Raw genomic sequence first — 20779 nt, 5'->3', positions numbered from 1 at the left:
ACCCCGAGGAGACCCCGTGACCATCCGGGTTGGCATCAACGGATTCGGCCGCATCGGCCGCAACTACTACCGCGTCATCCACGGCCAGCAGGTCGGCGGCGTCGTCGGCACCGCGATCCGCGCCGTCGTCGGCATGGAGGATGTCGAGATCGTCGGCATCAACGACCTCACCGACAAGAAGACCCTCGCCCACCTGTTGAAGTACGACAGCGTCCTCGGCCGCCTCGGGGTCGACGTGACCGCGACCGACGACTCCATCGTGGTGGGCGGCAAGTCCATCCCGGCGTTCAGCGAGCGCGACCCCGCCCAGCTGCCCTGGCGCGATCTCAAGGCCGACATCGTGATCGAGTCCACCGGGCACTTCACCGACGCCACCAAGGCGAGGGCGCACCTCGAGGCCGGCGCGAAGAAGGTCCTGATCTCCGCCCCGGCGAAGAACGAGGACGTCACCGTCGTCATGGGCGTCAACGAGGGCGACTACAACCCGGCGACGGACAACGTCATCTCCAACGCGTCCTGCACCACGAACTGCCTCGCCCCGATGGCCAAGGTCCTCCACGACAACTTCGGCATCGAGCACGGCATGATGACGACGATCCACGCCTACACCAACGACCAGGTCATCCTCGACTTCCCGCACAAGGACCTGCGTCGCGCCCGTGCCGGTGCCATCAACATGATCCCCACCACGACCGGTGCCGCGAAGGCGATCGGCCTGGTGCTGCCCGAGCTCAAGGGCAAGCTGGACGGCTACGCCATGCGGGTGCCGGTGCCGACCGGCTCGGCCACCGACCTCACCCTCAAGCTGGGCAAGGCCGCCACCAAGGAGGAGATCAACGCGGCGATGAAGGCCGCGGCCGAGGACGGCCTGCTGGGCATCCTCAGCTACACCGAGGACCAGATCGTGTCGACCGACATCATCACCGACCCGCACTCGTGCATCTTCGACGCCAACCTCACCAACACCATGGGCGAGACGGCGAAGGTGCTCGGCTGGTACGACAACGAGTGGGGCTACTCCAACCGGCTGCTCGACCTCACGCGCTACGTCGGCGCCTCCCTGTAGGGCCGGCGCGTGCTGACGCTCGACGACCTCGACGTCGCCGGGAAGCGGGTGCTCGTCCGGGCGGACCTCAACGTCCCGCTCGAGACCGCCGAGGACGGCACCCGGCGCATCACCGACGACGGTCGCATCCGCGCCAGCCTGCCGACGATCCGCGCGCTCTCCGAGCGAGGCGCGCGGGTCGTCGTGGTGGCGCACCTGGGCCGACCCAAGGGCGAGGCCAAGCCCGAGCTGTCCCTCGCGCCGGTCGGGGCGCGGCTGGCCGAGCTCCTCGGCCGGCCGGTCACGGTCGCCGGCGACGTCTCGGGCGAGTCGGCCCGCGCGGTCGTGGCCGGGCTGGCCGACGGCGACGTGGCTCTGCTGGAGAACGTCCGCTACGACGGGCGCGAGACCAGCAAGGACCCGGCGCAGCGGCAGGAGCTCGCCCGCGAGCTGGCCGACCTCGCCGACCTGTACGTCAGCGACGGATTCGGCGTCGTGCACCGCGAGCAGGCGTCGGTCACCGACGTGGCCCGGCTGCTCCCGCACGCCGCCGGCGGGCTGGTGCTGAAGGAGGCCCAGGTCTTCTCCAAGGTCCTCAGCGACCCCGACCGGCCCTACGTCGTCGTGCTCGGCGGCTCGAAGGTGTCCGACAAGCTCGGGGTGATCGAGAACCTGATGGACTCGGTCGACCGCCTGCTCATCGGCGGCGGGATGTGCTTCACCTTCCTCAAGGCCCAGGGCCACGAGGTGGGCACGTCGCTGCTGGAGGAGGACCAGGTCGCCACCGTGCGCGGGTTCCTCGACGACGCCGCACTGCGCGGGGTCGACCTGGTGCTGCCCGTCGACGTCGTCGTCGCCCGGGAGTTCTCCGCCGAGGCGGAGTTCAAGGTCGTCCCCGTCGACGAGATCGAGCCCGGCTGGATGGGCCTGGACATCGGCCCCGCCACCATCGAGCTGTTCCGCTCCAAGCTGTCCGACGCCCGCACCGTGGTCTGGAACGGGCCGATGGGCGTGTTCGAGATGGCCCCGTTCTCCGAGGGCACCCGCGCGGTCGCCCAGGCGATCATCGACGCCGACGGCACCACCGTCGTCGGCGGCGGCGACTCCGCGGCGGCCGTCCGGCTGCTCGGCCTGCCGGAGGACGGCTTCACCCACATCAGCACCGGCGGGGGAGCGTCCCTGGAGTTCCTCGAGGGCAAGACGCTGCCCGGCCTCGCCGTACTCGAGGAGGCCTGACGAGATGTCCGGTGCCGACCGCCTGCCGCTGATGGCGGGCAACTGGAAGATGAACCTCAACCACCTCGAGGCCATCGCGCTGGTGCAGAAGCTCGCCTTCGCACTGAACGAGGACGACCTCAAGGCCTGTGAGGTCGCGGTGCTGCCGCCCTTCACCGACCTGCGGTCCGTGCAGACCCTGGTCGAGGGCGACCGCTACGACATCCGCTACGGCGGCCAGGACCTGTCCCGCTTCGACTCCGGTGCCTACACCGGCGAGGTGTCCGGCGGGATGCTGGCCAAGCTGGGCTGCACCTACGTCGTGGTCGGGCACAGCGAGCGGCGCGAGTACCACGGCGAGGACGACGCCGTCGTCAATGCCAAGGTCAAGGCCGCCTACCGCAACGGCCTGACCCCGATCGTGTGCATGGGCGAGGGTCTCGACGTGCGCAAGGCCGGCGAGCAGGTGCCCTACACCCTGGCCCAGCTCGACGGCGCGCTCGCGGACATCCCGGCCGACCAGGCGGCGTCCGTCGTCATCGCGTACGAGCCGGTCTGGGCGATCGGCACCGGGGAGGTCGCGACCCCGGCGGACGCCCAGGAGGTGTGCGGCGCGATCCGCGGGCGGCTGGCCGAGCTGTACACCCCGGAGATCGCCGACGGCATCCGGATCCTGTACGGCGGCTCGGTGAAGGCATCGAACGTCGCCGGAATCATGGCCCAGCCGGATGTGGACGGCGCACTGGTCGGGGGCGCCAGCCTGGACCCCGACGAGTTCGTCGCGATCGCCCGGTTCCGGCTGCACCCGCCCGAGTAGTCGCAGCAGCGAACGCCGCGCGGCGGCCGTCCCGGCACGATGCGGGGGACGGCCGCCGCGTCGCGTATCCTGTGCGGGTTCCCGACCCGGAAGGCCGGCCGCATGCTGACCGTCATCCTGTCCATCATCCTGATCATCACCAGCGTCCTGCTGGTGATCCTGATCCTGCTGCACCGCGGCAAGGGTGGCGGACTCAGCGACATGTTCGGCGGCGGCGTGAGCTCGTCGGTCGGCGGCTCGTCCGTCGCCGAGCGCAACCTGGACCGGATCACGGTCGGGCTCGGGCTCATCTGGGCCGCCGCGATCATCTCGGTCGGGCTGTTGGTGGCCAACGGGGGCTGACCCGTTCGGAGGGGCCGCCGGTGCCGCCGGCGAGCGCCACCTACACTGCAGGCACTCATCAGGGGCCGGTGCTGGGGAGCACCGGCGGGACGGGAGGCGGTCCGTGGCCGGAGGCAGCGCCATCCGGGGCAGCCGTGTCGGGGCTGGACCCATGGGCGAGGCGGAGCGCGGCGAGGCCGCGCCCCGCGTCTGGGTGTCGTTCTGGTGTGCCAACGGGCACGAGACGCGGCCGAGCTTCGCGGCCGACGCCGCGGTGCCGGACAGCTGGGACTGCCCGCGCTGCGGCTACCCGGCCAGCCAGGACGCCGAGAACCCGCCGGCCCCGCCCAAGATCGAGCCCTACAAGACTCACCTGGCCTACGTGAAGGAGCGCCGCAGCGACTCCGACGGCGAGGCCATCCTTGCCGAGGCGCTGGACCGGCTCAACCGCCGGTTCTGACGGACCGACCGACAGCCCCACGGCCGGGCGCCGCAGCCCCAGCAGCCACGCCACGCCACGCCACGCCCGCACCGATCCCGGTGCGGGCGTCGTGCTGTCCCACTGCCGCGGGTGCGAGGTCCGCGCGGGAGCGGTCAGGGCGCGGCCGGTCAGGGTGACGCCGGTCAGGGTGACGCCGGTCGGGCCAGCCCGCGCGGCAGCCGCGACGCGGCCGCCTCGTCGAGCAGCACCAGCGTCCGCGCGGTGCCGCGCGCCCCGGCGGCCGGCACCTGCACCGGCCCGGCTCCGTCGGTGAGCGCCAGCCGCATCGCCGGCGCCTTCTCCGCGCCCGCCGCGATGAGCCACACCTCGCGCGCCGTCCGGATGCTCGGCAGCGTCAGCGACAGCCGGGTCGGGGGCGGCTTGGGCGCGCCGCGGACCGCCACCACCGGCCGGGTGTCGTGCAGCGCCGGCAGCTCGGGGAACAGGGAGGCGACGTGCGCATCCGGACCGACCCCGAGCATGAGCACGTCGAAGCGCGGGACCGGCCCGTGGTCCTCCGGCCCCGCCGCAGCGGCCAGCGCCGCGGCGTAGCGCTCGGCCGCCGCCTCGGGGTCGTCGCCGTCGGGTCCGTCCGAGGCGGGCATCGCGTGCACCCGGACGGGGTCCACCGGGACGTGGTCGAGCAGCGCGGCACGGGCCCCGGTCTCGTTGCGCTCGGCGTCGCCCTCGGGCAGGAAGCGCTCGTCGCCCCACCACACGTCGACCCGCTCCCAGTCCACGGCGTCGCAGGCGCCGCAGTCGCGGACCGCGGCAAGCGAGGCGGTCCCGATGCCACCTCCGGTCAGGACGACGGAGGCCGACCCGCGGGCGGACTGCGCGTCGACCATCCGGGTGATGAGCCGGGCCGCGACCGCGGCCGCGAGGGTCGCCGCGTCGCGGTGGACCAGGACCTGCGGCGTGCTCATCCGCCCGCCTCACCGGCGGCCCGACGGACCCGTGGCCCGCGCAGGTCCAGCGAGTCCAGGGCCTCGGCGTAGACGTCGTCGGGGTCGAGACGGCGCAGCTCCTCCGCGATCAGCTCGTGCAGCTCGCGGCGGGGGAGCGCGACGTGCGAGTCCGGCTGCCCCGGGCGACGCAGCACCGCCACGCGACCGTCGGCCCGGTCGACGACGAGGTCACCGTCGGCGGTCGTGAGGGTGACCGAGGTCAGCCCGGGGCCGTCGTCGTCCACCAGATCGATCGGGACTCCGAGCCGGTCCTGCAGCCACGAGGCCATCAGCAGTGCGCTGGCGTTGCCGGACTCCGCCAGGATGCTGCCGCCGGTCACCGGTTCGGTCGGCTGGTCGAACATGGCCGCCAGCACCGTCCGCCAGGGCGTCAGTCGGGTCCACGCCAGATCGGTGTCGCCGGGCTGGTAGCCGTCGCGCCGCGCCGCCAGGGCCTGGCGCGGGTCGCCTGCGAATGCGGCGTCGGTGATCCGCCGCTGGGCGTGCACGCCGATGGGGTCGTCGGCCGGGACCGGGGGAGGATCCGTCGGCCACCAGGCCACGACCGGAGTGTCGGACAGCAGCAGCGGGATGCAGACCGAGCCCGCGTGCTCGGCCAGGTCCCCTCTCAGCCGGAGCACCGCGACCTCCCCGGGTCCGTCCTCGCCTCCGACGGCAACCTCTGCGTCGAGCCGGTGCGGCTCCCGGCCGGGCCTCGGGATCACGGTGAGGATCCGCATGGGATGCTCCCGGGCCGCGACCATGGCGGCCCGGGTGGCGTCTGCCTGGGTGCTCTCGTCGGCCAGGATCAGCAGGGTCAGGACCATGCCGGTCGTGGGGGAGCCCATCCGGTGCCGCTCCGAGGCGATGGCGGCGGCCACCGCGTTGCCGGTGGTGTCGTCGAGCCGGATCACGGCCGCCTCCAGTGCCGTCCGTCGCGGGCGACGATGTCGTACGCCGACCGGGGCCCCCAGCCGCCGGAGTGGTACTGCTCCGGCTGCCCCTGGCCGGCCCAGTGGTCCAGGATCGGGTCGAGGATCTTCCAGGACAGCTCGACCTCCTCGTGCCGGGGGAACAGCGGCGGGTCCCCCAGGAGCACGTCGAGGATGAGGCGCTCGTACGCCTCCGGGCTGCTCTCCACGAACGAGTCGCCGTACTGGAAGTCCATGTTGACGTCGCGGACCTCCAGGGTGGTCGTGCCGGGGACCTTCGAGCCGAACCGCACCGTGATGCCCTCGTCCGGCTGGATCCGGAAGACCATCGCGTTGTTGGACAGCTCCTCCACTGCCGACGAGGCGAACGGCAGGTGCGGCGCGCGCCGGAACACCACGGCCACCTCGGTCACCCGCCGCCCGAGCCGCTTCCCGGTGCGCAGGTAGAACGGGACGCCGGCCCACCGCCGGCTGTCGATCCCGAGCCGGATCGCCGCGAACGTCTCGGTGATGGAGTCCGCCGGGATGCCGTCCTCCTCCAGGTAGCCCTTGACCGGCACCCCGCCCTGCCAGCCGGCCGCGTACTGGCCGCGCGCCGTCTGGGCGTCGATGTCGGTGGGGACGCGGACCGCAGCGAGGACCTTCTCCTTCTCGATCCGCACCGCGTCGGGCGTGAACGAGACCGGCTCCTCCATCGCGCACAGTGCGAGCAGTTGCAGCAGGTGGTTCTGGATGACGTCACGGGCCGCGCCGATCCCGTCGTAGTAGCCCGCCCGGCCGCCGATCCCGATGTCCTCGGCCATCGTGATCTGCACGTTGTCGACGAAGTTGTTGTTCCACAGCGGCTCGAACATCTCGTTGGCGAAGCGCACCGCGAGGATGTTCTGGACCGTCTCCTTGCCCAGGTAGTGGTCGATCCGGAACACCGACCCGCTGTCGAACACCTCGCCCACGACGCGGTTGAGCTCCTCGGCGCTCTTCAGGTCGTGCCCGAACGGCTTCTCGATGACGACCCGTCGCCACGCGCCCTCGGCGGACTGCGACAGGCCGGAGCGCTTCAGCTGCTCGATCACCACGGGGAACAGCCCCGGCGGGATGGACAGGTAGAACGCGTGGTTGCCCTGGGTGCCGCGCTCCCGGTCCAGCTCGGCCACGACGTCGCTGAGCCGGTCGAACGCGGCCGGATCGGACAGGTCGCCCTCGACGAACCGCAGCCCCTTGGACAGCTGGGTCCAGACCTCCTCGCGGAACGGCGTCCGGGCGTGCTCGCGGACCGCGTCGTGCACGACCTGGGCGAAGTCCTCGGTCTCCCAGTCTCGTCGGGCGAACCCCACCAGCGCGAACGCCGGGGGCAGCAGCCCGCGGTTGGCCAGGTCGTAGATGGCCGGCATGACCTTCTTGCGCGACAGGTCACCGGTGACGCCGAGCAGCACCATGCCCGACGGCCCCGCCACCCGGGGCAGCCGCCGGTCGCGGACGTCGCGCAGCGGGTTCGCCGACCCCGGGGGCGCCGCCGGGGACAGGTACGAGTCGATCATCCGCCGGACCCGGGCCGGGCGTCGTCGAGGGCCTTCTGCACGGTGCCCAGCAGCTGCGTCCACGAGTCGACGAACTTGGTCACCCCCTCGTCCTCCAGGACCGTGACCACGTCGAGCTCGGACACGCCGAGGGACTCCAGCCCCGACCACACCGCGGCGGACTCGGCGGCGGTCCCGGTGACCGTGTCTCCGCGGATCTCGCCGTGGTCGGCCACGGCCCGCAGCGTCGGTTCCGGCATGGTGTTGACGCAGCCGTCGACGACGAGGTCGACGACGTAGCGGGTGTCGTCGTACGTCGGGTCCTTGACCCCGGTGGAGGCCCACAGCGGGCGCTGCGGGTGTGCCCCCGCCAGCCGCAGGTCGGCCCAGCGGTCCGTGGCCAGCGCCTCCTCGAACGCGGCCCAGGCCAGCCGCGCGTTCGCGATGGCCGCCTTGCCGCGCAGCTCCGCGGCCTGCGGGGTGCCGAGGGCGTCGAGTCGCTTGTCCACCTCGGTGTCGACACGGGACACGAAGAAGGACGCCACCGAGTGGATCGTGGCCAGGTCGATGCCCGCGTCGCGAGCGACCTCCAGACCGGACAGCCAGGCCTCGATGACTCCGCGGTAGCGCTCGATGCTGAAGATGAGCGTCACGTTGACGCAGATGCCCTGCCCCACGACCCGGGTGATGGCCGGCAGGCCCTCGACGGTCGCCGGGATCTTGATCAGCAGGTTGGGCCGGTCCACCAGGTGCCACAGGGCGACGGCCTGCTCGACGGTTCCCTCGGTGTCCCGGGCCAGCCGCGGATCCACCTCGATGGACACCCGGCCGTCACGGCCGCCGAACGCCTCCCAGGCCGGGCGCATGACGTCGCACGCCGCGCGCACGTCGTCGCTGGTCATCGCGCGGACCGCGGCGTCGACGTCCTCGCCGGCGGCGGCGAGGGCGGCGACCTGGTCGGCGTACGCCGCGGCGCCGGACGAGATCGCCTTGTCGAAGATGGTCGGGTTCGTGGTCACGCCGACGACGTGGTCGTCGCGCATGAGCGCGGCCAGGCCGCCGGACTCGATGCGGGTGCGGTCCAGGTCGTCCAGCCAGATGGAGACACCGGCGTCGGACAGCTCGGCGAGGCGGTCGGGCGAGTTCGTCATGGTTCCTCCCTCACCTGGGACCCTAGTGGGACTCGGCCCGTCCCGCCGGGCAGTCGCTCACCCCCCTGCGGCCGCCAGCGACTCCCGCGCCGCCGACGCGACCGCCTCGGGGGTGAAGCCGAACTCGCGGAACAGCAGGGCGGCGTCCGCGGAGGCACCGAAGTGCTCCAGCGACACGCACCGGCCCGCGTCGCCGACGTACTTCCACCAGCCCTGCGCGATACCGGCCTCCACCGACACCCGCGCCCGCACGCCGGGCGGCAGCACCGAGTCCCGGTAGGACGCGTCCTGCTGCTCGAACCACTCCAGGCAGGGGGCGGACACCACGCGCGCGCGGATCCCGTCGGCGGCGAGCAGGTCCCGCGCGGCCAGGCACAGGGAAACTTCCGAGCCCGTCCCGATGAGGACGACCTGCGGGTCACCGCCCTCGGCGTCGGCGAGCACGTAGGCGCCGCGGGCCACCCCCTCGGTCCCGCCGAGGCTGCTGCGGTCGAGCGTCGGCACGCCCTGCCGGGTCAGGCACAGCCCGGCGGGGGTCCGCCGGCGCAGGACCTCCAGCCATGCGGCCGCGGTCTCGGTGGCGTCGGCGGGTCGCACGATCGACAGGCCCGGGATGGCGCGCAGGGCCCACAGGTGCTCGACCGGCTGGTGCGTCGGGCCGTCCTCGCCCAGGCCGATCGAGTCGTGGGTCCAGACGTACGTCACGCCCGTCTGCATCAGCGCCGCGATCCGGACGGCCCCGCGCATGTAGTCGCTGAAGACCAGGAAGGTGCCACCGAACGGCCGGCACAGCCCGGACAGGGCCATCCCGTTCAGGATCGAGCCCATCGCGTGCTCGCGGATGCCGAAGTGCAGGACCCGGCCGTACGGCGACTGGGCGCCCGCGAACGGGCTGTTGCCCTTGACCCGCGTGTCGGGCGGCAGGAAGGACGCCGCGCCCTCGATCGTCGTCAGGTTCGACTCGGCCAGGTCCGCGGACCCGCCGATGAACTCCGGCAGGGCCGCCGCGATGGACTGGATGACGGCACCGGACGCCTTGCGGGTCGCGATGCTCGACCCCGGCTCGAACGAGGGCAGGTCGATCTGCGGCAGCTCACCGGAGCGGATCCGGTCCAGCAGCCGCGCCCGGTCGGGCTGGGCCTCCCGCCACCGCTGGTAGCCCCCCTCCCACTCCGCGCGCAGCTGCTCGCCCCGCTCCTTCACCCGGCGGGCGTGGGCGAGGACCTCGTCGGCCACGTCGAACGAGCGCTCCGGGTCGAAGCCCAGCTCCCGCTTGGTCGCCGCCACCTCGTCGGGACCCAGCGCCGAGCCGTGCGCCTGGTAGGTGTTCTGCTTCGTGGGCGCCGGCCAGCCGATGATCGTGCGCAGCCGGATGAACGTGGGGCGCTCGTGCTCGGCCCGGGCCTCCTCCAGCGCGGCGGCGAGGGCGCCGACGTCCACCGCCCCGTCCGGGCCCAGGTCGACGCTGAGCGTCCGCCAGCCGTACGCGGCGTACCGCTCCAGCACGTTCTCGGTGAACGCGATCGCGGTGTCGTCCTCGATCGAGATCCGGTTGTCGTCCCAGATGACGCACAGGTTGCCCAGCTTCTGCGTCCCCGCCAGGGACGAGGCCTCGGAGGTGACGCCCTCCTCGAGATCGCCGTCGGAGGCGATGACCCAGACCCGGTAGTCGAAGGGGCTGGTGCCGGGGGCGGCGTGCGGGTCGAACAGGCCGCGCTCGAAGCGCTGGGCGTACGCCATGCCCACGGCGGTGGCGAGCCCCTGGCCGAGCGGGCCCGTGGTGGTCTCGACCCCCACGGTGTGCCCGTGCTCGGGGTGACCGGGCGTCAGGCTGCCCCAGGTGCGGAACGACTCCAGGTCGGACAGCTCCAGGCCGTAGCCGGACAGGTACAGCTGGGTGTAGAGCGTGAGGCTGGAGTGGCCGCACGACAGCACGAACCGGTCCCGCCCGAGCCAGCCCGGGTCGGCCGGGTCGTGCCGGAGGAACCGCTGGAAGAGCAGGTAGGCGGCCGGCGCCAGGCTCATGGCGGTCCCGGGGTGGCCGTTGCCGACCTTCTGCACCGCATCCATCGCCAGCACCCGGGCGGTGTCCACGGCGCGGGTGTCCAGGTCGGTCCAGTCCAGCTGCGAGGTCACGGCGCGTCCTTACGGCTACGGGGGTCGGGCGGGATCCGCGGGCGTCGGCCGCCCGTCCTTGGCAGCCTAGCGAGGCAGGGACCGGGGTCGGGGGTCCGCCGAGTAGACTCACCCGCGTCCCGCCGGCGCCGTGCGCCGGACCACCGACCGCCGCGCGTGCCCGCCCACGCCCGCCGACCCGACCGAGGTGTCCGTGACCGCCGCCGAGCCCCGGATCGCCGCGCCGCGCGCCGCCGGGTCCTCGCGCCGGGGGGTCGCCGCGACCGTGCGGGCGTACGTCGCGCTCACCAAGCCGCGCATCATCGAGCTGCTGCTGGTCACGACCGTCCCGACGATGTTCCTCGCCGCCGGGGGCCTGCCGCCGGCGATGACGGTCCTGGTCACGCTGGTCGGCGGCGCGCTGGCCGCTGCGGGTGCCAACACCCTGAACTCGTACCTCGACCGCGACATCGACGTGGTGATGGTGCGCACCGGGCAGCGACCGCTGGTCACCGGGGACGTGACGCCACGGGCCGCGCTGGTCTTCGGGCTGGTGCTGTCGGTGGCGTCGGTCGTGTTCCTGGCGATCACCACGAACCTGCTGGCGGCCGTGCTCGCCGCCGCCGCGATCCTGTTCTACGTCTGCGTCTACACCCTGCTGCTCAAGCGCCGCACGCCGCAGAACATCGTGTGGGGCGGCGCGGCCGGGTGCATGCCGGTGCTCATCGGCTGGTCCGCGGTGACCGGGTCGCTGTCGTGGACCCCGGTCGTGCTGTTCGCCGTGATCTTCTTCTGGACCCCGCCGCACTACTGGCCGCTGTCGCTGCGGTTCAAGGAGGACTACGCGGCGGCCGGCGTGCCGATGCTGCCCGTCGTCGAGGAGCCGCGCACGGTGGCGCGACACATCGTGGCCTACACCTGGGTGATGGTCGCGGCGTCGCTGGTGCTCGTCCCGGTGGCCCCGATGGGCTGGTTCTACGCCGTCGTGGCGGCGGTCCTGGGCGCGGGCTTCCTGGTGGAGGCCTACGCGCTGTGGCTGCGGGTGCGGCGCGGGGTGCGCGACGTGCGTCCGATGCGGCTGTTCCACGGGTCGATCACCTACCTGGCGCTGCTGTTCCTCGCGGTCGCGATCGACCCGCTGCTGCCCTTCTAGGCGCCCCGCCGCCGCGGGGAGGCCCGGGTCAGACCGACGGGGCGCCGAGCTCCAGCATCACCCGGGCACCTCCGGCGGGGGAGCGTTCGATCCGCAGCAGGCCTCCGCTGGACTCGGCGGTGCGGCGCGCGATGTCGAGGCCGAGGCCGGTGGACCCGGTGCCGGAGCGACCGCGCAGCACCGCGTCGTCGGGAAGCCCGGGCCCGTCGTCGGCGACGGTGACCACGGCGCCGCCGGACGACCTCGGCCGCACCTCGACGGCGAAGCCGGTCCCGTCCGGGGTATGGGCGAACACGTTCCCGAGCAGGGCGTCGAGCGCATCGCCGAGGTCCGCGGGGTCGACCCGGACCGGCAGGTCCAGGTCCGGCACGAGGGTCGTCAGCCGCCGGCCCTGGTCCTCCGCCAGGACGCGCCAGAACTCGATCCGGTCCCGGACGACGCTGGTGGCGTCGCAGCGCGCCCCCGCGCCCTCGCGCACCGGTCGGCGGGCCTCGCGGATGACCTCGTCCACCATCCGTTCGAGCCGGTCCACGTCGCTGCTGACGCGGTCCCGCTCCTCGGGCTCGGACAGGGAGTCGACATCGAGGCGCAGAGCGGTGACGGGCGTGCGCAGCCGGTGGGCGAGGTCGGCGACGTTCTCCCGCTCGCCGCGCAGCAGCTCGGTGACGCGGGCGGCCAGCCGGTTCAGCTCCACCCCGATGGCGCGGATCTCCGGCGGCCCGGCCGGAGTGACCCGGGCGCTGAGGTCCCCCGACGCGAGGGCCTGGGCTACGTCGGACACCTCCCGGATGGGGGTCAGGAAGGATCGGGACAGCAGCAGTCCCAGGAAGACGGCCAGGGCGAGCAGGACGACCCCGAGGCCGAGCAGAATCAGCCGGACCGTGGCCGCGTTGCCCGCCAGGAACTCGTCGCTGACGGTCATCCGGATGACCGCGGTGCCGCCCGGTGCACCGGCCACCGGGGCCAACAGGGAGCGTCCGCCGGGAACGTCGGTGAAGAACGCGCCGCCGCGGCGGGCGAGGTCGACGGCCGCGTCCGCGGGGACCTGTGTGCCCACGATGCTGCCGTCCGCGTAGTAGACGGTGGTGGCGTGGCCGCTGGTGGCCTCGAAGTCGGCGATCAGGGCGCCGGCGTCGGCCTGCGGGACGACGGCGACCGCGGCGACGAGGGGCTGGACCTGCAGCACCGCCTGCCGCTGGGCGCGGTCCTGGGCGAAGTTGTCGAGGTACACCCACAGCGGGACCAGGAACGCGATCAGGACGAGCAGGACCGAGGCGGTGAGGGTCAGCAGGATGCGGCGGGTCACCGGTGGGTCACCTCGGCTCGACCAGCTTGACCCCGACCCCGCGCACCGTGACCAGGAACCGCGGCTGCTGGGCCGTCTCCCCGAGCTTGCGCCGCAGCCACGACAGATGGACGTCCACGGTCTTGTCCGTCCCCCCGTACGGCAGCCGCCACACCTCGGCGAGCAGCTCCCGCTTGGTGACGACCTCGCCGGGTCGCGACGCGAGGTAGGCGAGCAGGTCGAACTCGCGCGGACTCAGCTCGAGCAACTCGTCCCGGAGGTAGGCCTCCCGGGCCCGGACGTCGATGCGCAGGTCACCCACCCGGACGACCCCGGCCGACGGGTCGTCGACGGTCTGCAGCCGACGCAGGACGGCCCGGATCCGGGCGTCCATGGTGGCCGCGGAGAACGGCTTCACGACGTAGTCGTCCGCGCCCGCGTCGAGTGCGCGCACCACCTGCGCGTCGTCGTCCCGGGCGGTGGCGACGATCACCGGGACCTCGCTGACGGCCCGGAGCATCCGCAGCAGCTCCACTCCGTCGAGGTCCGGGAGACCGAGGTCGAGGATCACCAGGTCCGGCCCCTGGGCCAGGGCCTCCTGCAGCCCGGTCATCGCGTCCGGCGCGGACGACACCACGTGCCCGCGCTCGGACAGCGCGCGGATGAGCGCGGACCGGATGCCGGGGTCGTCCTCGACCAGGAGCAGCGTCGCCACGTCCGCACGGTAGCGCCGAGACGGCTCCCGGGGCGGACCGCGACCCGCGGGAAGCATGTGTCGTCGCACGCATGATCTGCCCTTAGCACCGCCTTAGTTCGCGGCGGCGGGGGTCTGGGAGACACTGGTCCGGTGATGAGGACTTCCGGGCTGGTCGCGCTGTGGGCCGCTGCGGCCGTCGTGGCGGCAGGCGTGAGCACGGCCGCCGTGGCCGCCGCGAGCGCGGCCGTGGAGGACGGTCCGGTGCAGGTCCTGTCGCAGGAGCAGGTGGACGCGGCCCTGCGAGGCGACGCTCCCCTCCCCGGGCCGTTGGTCGTCCCCGCCGACGACGAGTCGGAGGCGGAGGACCTGCTCGACGACGTGTCCACGTCGGCCACCCGCACCCCGAAGCCCGAGTCCTCGGACGAGTCGGGGGACGAGGGCGAGGAGGGCGGGGACGACGACGCGCCGGCGCCGGCCACGACACGAGGCACCAGCGGCGGTGGGTCGTCCGCGAGCGACGGCGGGAGCTCCCACGACGGCGACTCCGGCGACGGGGGCCGCACGGAGAACTCCGACTCGCACTCGTCCTCCACCACCCGCCCGAGCAGCTCGACCCCGTCGCGGACTCCCCGGCCGAGCACGTCGTCCAGCAGCACGCACGGATCGGACCACTCCGACTCCGACGACGACGAGGAGGACCGGCCCAGCCGACCCGAGTCGTCGAGCTCGGCCCGACCCGAGGGCAGCACCACCGGGTCGTCCCCGGAGTCGGAGCACGACGCCAAGCCCACGAAGACCGAGCGTCCCGAGGACCTGGCGGCGTCGGGTGCCGCGTCGTCATCCTCCAGCGGCTGGTCCTCCAGCAGCGACGGGCCGACCCGCTCCGCGTCCAGCAGCCCGACCACGAGTTCGTCGAACAGCTCGGACCGGCACGAGGGCTGACCCCCCGGTCCGCGTGACTCAGGCTGCGGGGACGCGTGGAGCCTGACCGGTCGACTGCCCACGGGTGCGCAGACCGAGCTGCAGCCGTACCACCGCGATCCAGACCAGGCAGGCGCCGAGCATGTGCGCGGCGACGACCGGCCAGGGCAGCCCGGTGAAGTACTGCAGGTAGCCCAGGAAGCCCTGCAGGAGCACCGCCCCGACCAGCCACCACCCGCGGCGGCGCGCCGCCGACGGCGCGTCGACGAGCCGCAGTGCGAGCACCATCCCGGCGACCAGCCCGAGGAACAGCAGGACGACGTCGGCGTGCAGCCAGGACACCGTGCGCGGGTCGAAGGGCAGCCGCGAGTCGGCCCCGGAGTCGCCCGAATGCGGACCCGAGCCGGTGACCACGGTGCCCAGGACCAGCGTCACCGCGCCGACCGCGACCAGCAGCCAGCCCAGCCAGCGCACCTCCGGACGCACGATCCACACCAGCGGGCGGTCACCGGGCTCCCCGGCGCGCTGCACCAGCACCACGCACCCGCCGATGATCGCCATGGAGAGCAGGAAGTGACCGGCGACGATGACCGGGTTGAGCCCGGTGAGCACGGTGATCCCGCCCAGGACGGCCTGCGCGACGGTGCCCAGCAGCGGGATGGCGGCCAGCGCGAGCAGCGGCCCGCGCCGCAGCAGCCCGGCCCGGACCCGGCGGCGGCCGTCGAGCACCGCGGCGACCAACGCCGCGAGGGCGAGCAGGCCGAGCACGCCGGTCAGGGTCCGGTTGCCGAACTCGATGAACTTGTGGAAACCCTCCGTCTGCGCGGACGTGGGGGCGATCGAGCCCTCGACGCACTCGGGCCAGGTCGGGCACCCCAGCCCGGACCCGGTCACGCGCACCAGGCCGCCCGTCAGGACGATCCCGGTCTGCGCGACCAGGTTGGCGACGTAGACCCCACGCACCCACCCGGCGGCCCGGCCGTCGGTGCCCGACGTCGGCGGTGCCTCGGCGGGGACGCCGAGCGACGTGGCGTCGGGGGTCGCGGTCATGGCGCCGATCGTACGAGGGGCCGAAGGTCCCCGCCCCCGCCAGCCCGCCCCGCCACCCCCGCCTGTGGTGCCGGTTGCGTGAGCTGCGGCTCACGCAACCGGCACCACACGGCGGGGTAGGTCGAGGAGGAGTGGCCGCGGGGCGGAACGTCAAACGGACAGGGTGCCGCGGACCAGGCTGTCCCCGGAGTGCCCGGGGTCGCCCTCCCAGCCCTCGAGCGACACGTCGACGACCGGGAAGTCGTCCAGGGACAGGCCCGCGGGCAGCGAGAAGGTCGCGGCGACGCCCGGGGCGAGGGTCCCCAGCGCGATCATCCGCTGGGCGTCGGCCGACAGCAGCCACACCTCGTAGAACCCGTCGGCCGCGGGCAGCCCGGTCACGTCGACCCGTACGGTCTCGGCGTTCCCGTCGCGCTCCACGACGGCCTCGCCGTGCGCGGGGGAGCCGGGCAGCGGTTCCAGGGAGGCCGACGCCACGACGACTGCGGGCGCGGCGGACGTCGAGGCACCACCGGCCACGGGGTCGCCGGCGGAGGCCCCGCCGATTCCCAGTGCCGACACCGCGACGCCCCCGAGGACGAGACCGACGCTGGCGGCGGCCAGGCCCACGATCCAGGTGCGTCGCCGCTGACGGCGCAGGGCGTCGATGGACACCACGGCGGCCCGGTCGGCGTCGACCTCACGTCGTACGGCGTCCCACACGTGCGCGGGCGGGTCCACCGGCCGGTCGTCGGGGGTCGCCGAGCGTGCCGTCGACGCGACCGCCGCGAGCTGGTCGACCTCCGTCTGGCACTGCACACAGGTCGCGAGGTGCGCGTCCAGGGCGTCCCCTCCCACGCGCTCGCCGAGCGCGCGCAGGGCCAGGTCGGCGGGGTCGGGGTGGCCCCCGACGGGGATGGCGGCGGTTCCGTCAGCCTGCGACACGGTCCACCTCCAGTCGGGTGCGCAGGCGCTCTAGGGAGCGCCGGATGTGGCTCTTCACGGTGCCCAGCGGAAGGTCGAGCACGCTGGCGATCTGGGTGTGCGTCAGGTCCTGGTAGAACGCGAGCTCCATGATGCGGGCCTGCGGCTGGCCCAGTCTCGCCAGCTCGTCGGCCAGCACCACCCGGTCCGCCACGCCGTCCACGGGCGCCGCGACGGGGTCGGGCGGCAGCCGGTGCGCCACGCTGTCGACGATCCGGCGGTCCCGGCTGCGGGCCTCCCACCGGTCGGCGATCTTGCGCTTGGCGATCCCCATCAGCCAGCCGGACAGCGACCCGCGCTCGGAGCGGTACGTGTCGCGCCCCCGCCACGCGGCCACGAACGTCATCTGGGTCACGTCCGCCGCGTCCTCGGCGTCGCCGAGGCTGCGCAGCGCCACGGTGTGTACCAGCGCCGACCAGCGCTGGTACGCCTCCGCCAGGGCGTCCTCGTCCCCGGCCACGAAGCGCGCGGCCAGGTCGTCGACGGCGCCGTCGCGCGGGCTCGGTACGGCCGGCGGCAGCACCGCTGTCCCGGTCCGGTACGGCTCGGTCACGATCGTCCTCCGTCTGGGTCGGGTACGGCGGTCACCACGACGTTCTGCACGTAGCCTCCGGCCTGTGCGTCGTACGCGCCACCGCAGGTGATGACGGTCAGCCGGTGCTGGCCGCTGCGGGCGAACAGCTCGCGGACCGGCAGTCCGGCCTTGTCCAGCGCCTCCCGCGCCACGACGCGGTAGCGGACCACCCGGCCGTCGGACCGGGTCACGAGCACGCGGTCGCCCACGTCGGCGCCCCCGAGGCCGTACAGCGCGCCTTCCCCCTGGCCCAGGCCGTCGCGGTGGCCGACGAGCACGGTGGAGCCGCGGGAGGCGCCCGGGGTGGGCCCGAACCGATACCACCCGACCCGGGCCACGTCGTCGGGAACGCGCACCTGCCCGTCGGGGGTCACGCCGACGGGGACGACCTCCGCCGTGACCCCGAGTCGGGGGATTCGGACGAGCACCGGGCGCGACCCGACCCGGTTCCCCGCTGCCTGAGCCGGGTTGGCCGGCCCGGGGCCGCGGACCACCCGCACGGGGGGCGAGGGACGTGCCGAGGTCGTCGCCCCGCGGTCGGACCCGCCCTGGTTCGCCGAGGGGCCCGACGAGGAGGCGGCGTCGGCGGCCTGCGGTCGGGCCCCGACGGACCGCACCTCGGCGGCCGTCGACTGCGCGACGCCCCCCGCCGACGCAGCCATGACCAGGGCGGCCACCAGCGTGAGCAGGCTGGCGCCCAGGACGAGCAGAGCGGGGCGGGGGGTCATCGCGGACTCCGATGGGGTCGCGGCGGTCCGGCGGTGGGTCAGGCCCGGACGGCCAGCCGGGCGCCGGCGCCGACGACGCCGATCGCGGCGAGGGCCATCAGCGCCAGGGTCCAGGCGGGCACGCCGCTCGAGCCGCCGGCCAGCGAACCGTCACCGGCGGGCACCCCGGCAGGCGCGCTGCCGAGGCCGTCGATGGTCTGGACGGCGAGCGCCAGGTCGCCGGCCTCGGCCGAGCCCCAGGCGTACACGATGGTGCTCGTACCCTCGGCGAGGTCGACGGTGGCGGGACCGATGGCCACGGTGTCCGTGCCCGCCAGGACGACGTCGGCCTCGTACGACGCGGCGGGCACGTCGGCGGTGGCCTCGTTGGGGTTGGTGAGGTCGGAGAACAGCACGTCGCCGTTGGCGCGCACGTCCACGGCCGGTGCGGCGGCCACGTGGCGGACCACGAGCCGGGCCTCGCCCGCAGCGACGGACGCGGTGTCGTTGACGAAGACGTTGAGCGTCGGGGCGCCGTCGGCGTCGAGGTTCGCCGTGACGGTCGCGTTGGCGCCCGCGGGGACCTCCACGCCGTCCGCCGACAGCAGCGGGTCGCCGGAACCGGGGGCGTCACCGTCGGCGTACACGGCCAGGTCGTACGAGCCGGCCGGCACCTCCAGCGTGGCCAGGTCGCCGGGCTCGACGTCGGCGAGCAGCTCGGCGTCCCCGGCGTAGATGTCCACCACGTCGGCGCCGTTGCCGGCGGGGATGCCGTGCAGCACGGACACGGTGGCGTCCTCGGCGGCCTGCGCCGGGGTGGCGGCGATCAGAAGGGCGGCGGGCAGGCTGAGCGCGGCGGCGGCGCCCAGGGCGGTGCGGGTGCGACGGTTCACGTCGGTGCCTTTCGGTCGGGCCGGCGCGGGGCCGGAGCTGGCACCGCCCCCGGTGGAGCGGCGTCTCACCCCGTCCTTCCGCCGCAGCCCTGCGACCGGATGCACAACCTACGAACAACTTCCCGCCCGCCCTCACCCCCCTCGCTCTCGCCTCAACCACGTTGTGGTGCCGGTTGCGTGCGCTACAGCGCACGCAACCGGCACCACAACGAGCTGGAGGGGGGTGGTGGGGGAGCGGGGTCAGGTCCAGCGGAAGGTGCGGGCCACCACCAGGGCGCCGGCGCCGGCCCAGCCCAGCAGGATCGCCACCGCGGACCAGGGCAGCGCGGCGCCGGCCACCAGCACGTCCCGCAGCGCGTCCCCGAGCGCGGCCGTCGGCAGCCACTGGACCACGGCGGCCAGCCCGTCGGGCAGGCGGTCCAACGGGATCACCGTCCCGCCGGCGAGCAGCAGCAGCAGGAACACCCCGTTCGCCACCGCGAGCGTCGCCTCGGCCCGGAGCACGCCGGCCAGCGCCAGGCCCCACGCGCTGAGCGCCGCCGTCCCCGCCAGCAGCAGGACGGCCACCGCCAGCCACGACCCCCGCGGCGTCCAGCCCAGCAGCAGCGCCACGGCGACGATCAGGACGACCTGCAGCACCTCGATCGCCAGCACGGCGAGCGTCTTCGCCACCAGCAGCCCCGTGCGCGTCAACGGGGTCGACCCCAGCCAGCGCAGCGCGCCGGACCGCCGGTCGAACCCGGTCGCGATGGCCTGCGCGGTGAAGGCGGTGGACAGCACGGCCAGCGCCAGCACCCCCGGGGTCGCCAGATCCACCCGGGCCCCCTCGCCCAGGCTCACGACCCCGACGGTGGACAACCCCACGAGCAGCACCAGCGGGATGACCAGGGTGAGCAGCAGCTGCTCGCCGTTGCGCAGTAGCAGCGACAGCTCCAGTCCGGTGTGCGCCAGCACTCGGCGCGACGGCGACGAGGCTCCCGGCGACGGTTCGTACGCACCGGCCGGCGGGGCGCCGGCCGAGGAGCCGTCCGGTGGAACGGCGTCCGGGGGCAGGGGGGGTGCGGTCACGCGCGCAGCTCCCGTCCGGTCAGCTCCAGGAACACGTCCTCCAGCGAGCGTCGTCGCACCTGCAGGTCGCGCGGCTCGACCCGGTGCTGGGCGCACCAGGCCGTCACTCCGGCGAGCACCTGCGCGTCGAGATGTCCGCGCAGCCGGTAGCGGCCCGGCGGATCCTCGACGGCGGTGATGCCCTCCGGCAGCGCCCGCACCAGGCCGTCGAGGTCCAGGTGCATCGGCCCGGAGAACGTCAGCGACTCCGCCCCGTTCGCGGTGAGCTCCGCCGGGGCACCGTCCGCGACGACCCGGCCGCGGTCCACGATCACCACCCGGTCGGCGAGCTCCTCGCCCTCCTCCAGGTAGTGCGTCGTCAGCACCACGGTGACGCCGTCGGCCCGAAGCTGCCGGACCAGGTCCCACACCGCGTGCCGCGCCTGCGGGTCCAGCCCGGCCGTGGGCTCGTCCAGGAACACCAGCTCCGGCCGGCCCACGAGCGCCAGGCCCAGTCGGACCCGCTGCTGCTCCCCGCCGGACAGCCGCTTGAACACCTGCCGCCGCAGCCGGCCCAGGCCCAGCCGCTCCACCAGCGCGTCCACGTCCAGCGGGTGGGCGTACAGCGCTGACGCGTGCCGGAACGCCTGCTCCACCCGGACGGTCGGGTAGACCCCGCCGGACTGGAGCATCACGCCGACCCGGGTGTGCAGGGCCGCGGCGTCCGCCCGCGGGTCGAGACCCAGCACCCGCACCTCGCCGGCGTCCGCGGTCCGGTAGCCCTCGCAGGTCTCCAGCGTGGTGGTCTTGCCGGCCCCGTTCGGGCCCAGGACCGCCGTGACACCGCCCCGGTCCACCGTCAGGTCCAGGCCGTCGACCGCCACGAGGTCGCCGTACCGCTTCACCAGGCCGCGGACCTCGACGGCGGGACTGGGCACGGCGCCGATC

General features: G+C 74.1%; 21 protein-coding genes. 7 read left to right on the top strand and 14 right to left on the bottom strand.

Translation table 11 applies throughout. From position 1 onward, the window contains the following. Positions 1-16: 16 nt before the first annotated feature. The 5 genes from gap to R2737_11210 all read left to right on the top strand — a co-directional run bounded on the left by gap (position 17) and on the right by R2737_11210 (position 3858). On the top strand, positions 17-1066 hold the full coding sequence (gene gap, locus R2737_11230; protein MEZ5116830.1) for a type I glyceraldehyde-3-phosphate dehydrogenase: 1050 nt from the start codon (positions 17-19) through the stop codon (positions 1064-1066). 9 nt (positions 1067-1075) lie between these two features. Next, the gene (locus tag R2737_11225) at positions 1076-2281 is read left to right on the top strand and encodes a phosphoglycerate kinase (protein MEZ5116829.1); all 1206 of its coding nucleotides are present in this window, start codon (positions 1076-1078) and stop codon (positions 2279-2281) included. Between the two features lie 4 nt (positions 2282-2285). Further along, the gene (gene tpiA / locus R2737_11220) at positions 2286-3077 is read left to right on the top strand and encodes a triose-phosphate isomerase (protein MEZ5116828.1); all 792 of its coding nucleotides are present in this window, start codon (positions 2286-2288) and stop codon (positions 3075-3077) included. A gap of 105 nt (positions 3078-3182) precedes the next feature. Continuing rightward, positions 3183-3419 carry a preprotein translocase subunit SecG gene (gene secG / locus R2737_11215; GenBank protein ID MEZ5116827.1) on the top strand — a complete coding sequence of 79 codons (237 nt, stop codon included), beginning with the start codon at positions 3183-3185 and terminating at the stop codon, positions 3417-3419. A 103-nt stretch (positions 3420-3522) separates the two neighbouring features. Beyond that, positions 3523-3858 carry an RNA polymerase-binding protein RbpA gene (locus R2737_11210; GenBank protein ID MEZ5116826.1) on the top strand — a complete coding sequence of 112 codons (336 nt, stop codon included), beginning with the start codon at positions 3523-3525 and terminating at the stop codon, positions 3856-3858. Between the two features lie 164 nt (positions 3859-4022). On the opposite strand, the gene pgl is transcribed toward R2737_11210, so the two are convergent. Genes pgl through tkt form a run of 5 tightly spaced genes read right to left on the bottom strand, consistent with a single transcriptional unit; the run spans position 4023 to position 10562 of the window. Beyond that, on the bottom strand, positions 4023-4805 hold the full coding sequence (gene pgl / locus R2737_11205; GenBank protein ID MEZ5116825.1) for a 6-phosphogluconolactonase: 783 nt from the start codon (positions 4803-4805) through the stop codon (positions 4023-4025). Beyond that, a complete protein-coding gene (locus tag R2737_11200) occupies positions 4802-5740 on the bottom strand; it encodes a glucose-6-phosphate dehydrogenase assembly protein OpcA (GenBank protein ID MEZ5116824.1) in 939 nt (312 codons plus the stop codon). The genes pgl and R2737_11200 overlap by 4 nt, the downstream gene beginning before the upstream one ends. Beyond that, positions 5737-7296 carry a glucose-6-phosphate dehydrogenase gene (gene zwf / locus R2737_11195; GenBank protein MEZ5116823.1) on the bottom strand — a complete coding sequence of 520 codons (1560 nt, stop codon included), beginning with the start codon at positions 7294-7296 and terminating at the stop codon, positions 5737-5739. The genes R2737_11200 and zwf overlap by 4 nt, the downstream gene beginning before the upstream one ends. Next, a complete protein-coding gene (gene tal / locus R2737_11190; GenBank protein ID MEZ5116822.1) occupies positions 7293-8426 on the bottom strand; it encodes a transaldolase in 1134 nt (377 codons plus the stop codon). The genes zwf and tal overlap by 4 nt, the downstream gene beginning before the upstream one ends. Before the next feature lie 57 nt (positions 8427-8483). Further along, complete coding sequence (gene tkt / locus R2737_11185; protein MEZ5116821.1) at positions 8484-10562, bottom strand: transketolase; 2079 nt, start codon at positions 10560-10562, stop codon at positions 8484-8486. A 193-nt stretch (positions 10563-10755) separates the two neighbouring features. On the opposite strand from tkt, the gene R2737_11180 reads away from it, so the two are divergent. Beyond that, complete coding sequence (locus tag R2737_11180; protein ID MEZ5116820.1) at positions 10756-11694, top strand: heme o synthase; 939 nt, start codon at positions 10756-10758, stop codon at positions 11692-11694. A 28-nt stretch (positions 11695-11722) separates the two neighbouring features. On the opposite strand, the gene R2737_11175 is transcribed toward R2737_11180, so the two are convergent. Both R2737_11175 and R2737_11170 read right to left on the bottom strand, forming a co-directional pair. Beyond that, positions 11723-13000, bottom strand: coding sequence for a HAMP domain-containing sensor histidine kinase (locus tag R2737_11175; protein ID MEZ5116819.1), 1278 nt, complete (start codon positions 12998-13000; stop codon positions 11723-11725). Positions 13001-13007: 7 nt separating this feature from the next. Then, positions 13008-13694 carry a response regulator transcription factor gene (locus R2737_11170; GenBank protein MEZ5116818.1) on the bottom strand — a complete coding sequence of 229 codons (687 nt, stop codon included), beginning with the start codon at positions 13692-13694 and terminating at the stop codon, positions 13008-13010. 132 nt (positions 13695-13826) lie between these two features. On the opposite strand from R2737_11170, the gene R2737_11165 reads away from it, so the two are divergent. Then, positions 13827-14618, top strand: a complete 792-nt coding sequence (locus R2737_11165; protein MEZ5116817.1) for a hypothetical protein — start codon at positions 13827-13829, stop codon at positions 14616-14618. A gap of 18 nt (positions 14619-14636) precedes the next feature. Here the strand turns inward: R2737_11165 and R2737_11160 are convergent, their stop codons facing one another. From R2737_11160 to R2737_11130, 7 genes are all read right to left on the bottom strand, one after another. After that, on the bottom strand, positions 14637-15647 hold the full coding sequence (locus R2737_11160; protein ID MEZ5116816.1) for a COX15/CtaA family protein: 1011 nt from the start codon (positions 15645-15647) through the stop codon (positions 14637-14639). Positions 15648-15797: 150 nt separating this feature from the next. Further along, on the bottom strand, positions 15798-16571 hold the full coding sequence (locus R2737_11155) for an anti-sigma factor (protein MEZ5116815.1): 774 nt from the start codon (positions 16569-16571) through the stop codon (positions 15798-15800). Then, positions 16558-17163, bottom strand: a complete 606-nt coding sequence (locus R2737_11150; GenBank protein MEZ5116814.1) for a sigma-70 family RNA polymerase sigma factor — start codon at positions 17161-17163, stop codon at positions 16558-16560. Before R2737_11150 ends, R2737_11155 begins: the two co-directional genes overlap by 14 nt. Beyond that, the gene (locus R2737_11145) at positions 17160-17912 is read right to left on the bottom strand and encodes a class F sortase (GenBank protein MEZ5116813.1); all 753 of its coding nucleotides are present in this window, start codon (positions 17910-17912) and stop codon (positions 17160-17162) included. Before R2737_11145 ends, R2737_11150 begins: the two co-directional genes overlap by 4 nt. Before the next feature lie 38 nt (positions 17913-17950). Then, positions 17951-18784, bottom strand: a complete 834-nt coding sequence (locus tag R2737_11140; protein ID MEZ5116812.1) for a DUF4397 domain-containing protein — start codon at positions 18782-18784, stop codon at positions 17951-17953. Positions 18785-19024: 240 nt separating this feature from the next. Continuing rightward, the gene (locus R2737_11135; protein ID MEZ5116811.1) at positions 19025-19852 is read right to left on the bottom strand and encodes an ABC transporter permease; all 828 of its coding nucleotides are present in this window, start codon (positions 19850-19852) and stop codon (positions 19025-19027) included. Next, positions 19849-20769: an ABC transporter ATP-binding protein gene (locus R2737_11130; GenBank protein ID MEZ5116810.1), complete on the bottom strand. Its 921-nt coding sequence runs from the start codon at positions 20767-20769 to the stop codon at positions 19849-19851. Before R2737_11130 ends, R2737_11135 begins: the two co-directional genes overlap by 4 nt. Between the last annotated feature and the right edge of the window lie 10 nt (positions 20770-20779).

Source organism: Candidatus Nanopelagicales bacterium, from assembly GCA_041393815.1.
In the GTDB taxonomy this organism is placed as follows: domain Bacteria; phylum Actinomycetota; class Actinomycetes; order S36-B12; family JAWKJK01; genus JAWKJK01.
Note: the sequence above shows the minus strand (reverse complement) of the source record. Positions and strands in the feature narration are given on the sequence as shown.

Coding starts and splice junctions, on each gene's coding strand:
- R2737_11145 (MEZ5116813.1), bottom strand. CDS start 17,912: ATGACCCCCCGCCCCGCTCTGCTCGTCCTGGGCGCCAGCCTGCTCACG.
- pgl (MEZ5116825.1), bottom strand. CDS start 4,805: ATGAGCACGCCGCAGGTCCTGGTCCACCGCGACGCGGCGACCCTCGCG.
- tpiA (MEZ5116828.1), top strand. CDS start 2,286: ATGTCCGGTGCCGACCGCCTGCCGCTGATGGCGGGCAACTGGAAGATG.
- tal (MEZ5116822.1), bottom strand. CDS start 8,426: ATGACGAACTCGCCCGACCGCCTCGCCGAGCTGTCCGACGCCGGTGTC.
- zwf (MEZ5116823.1), bottom strand. CDS start 7,296: ATGATCGACTCGTACCTGTCCCCGGCGGCGCCCCCGGGGTCGGCGAAC.
- R2737_11160 (MEZ5116816.1), bottom strand. CDS start 15,647: ATGACCGCGACCCCCGACGCCACGTCGCTCGGCGTCCCCGCCGAGGCA.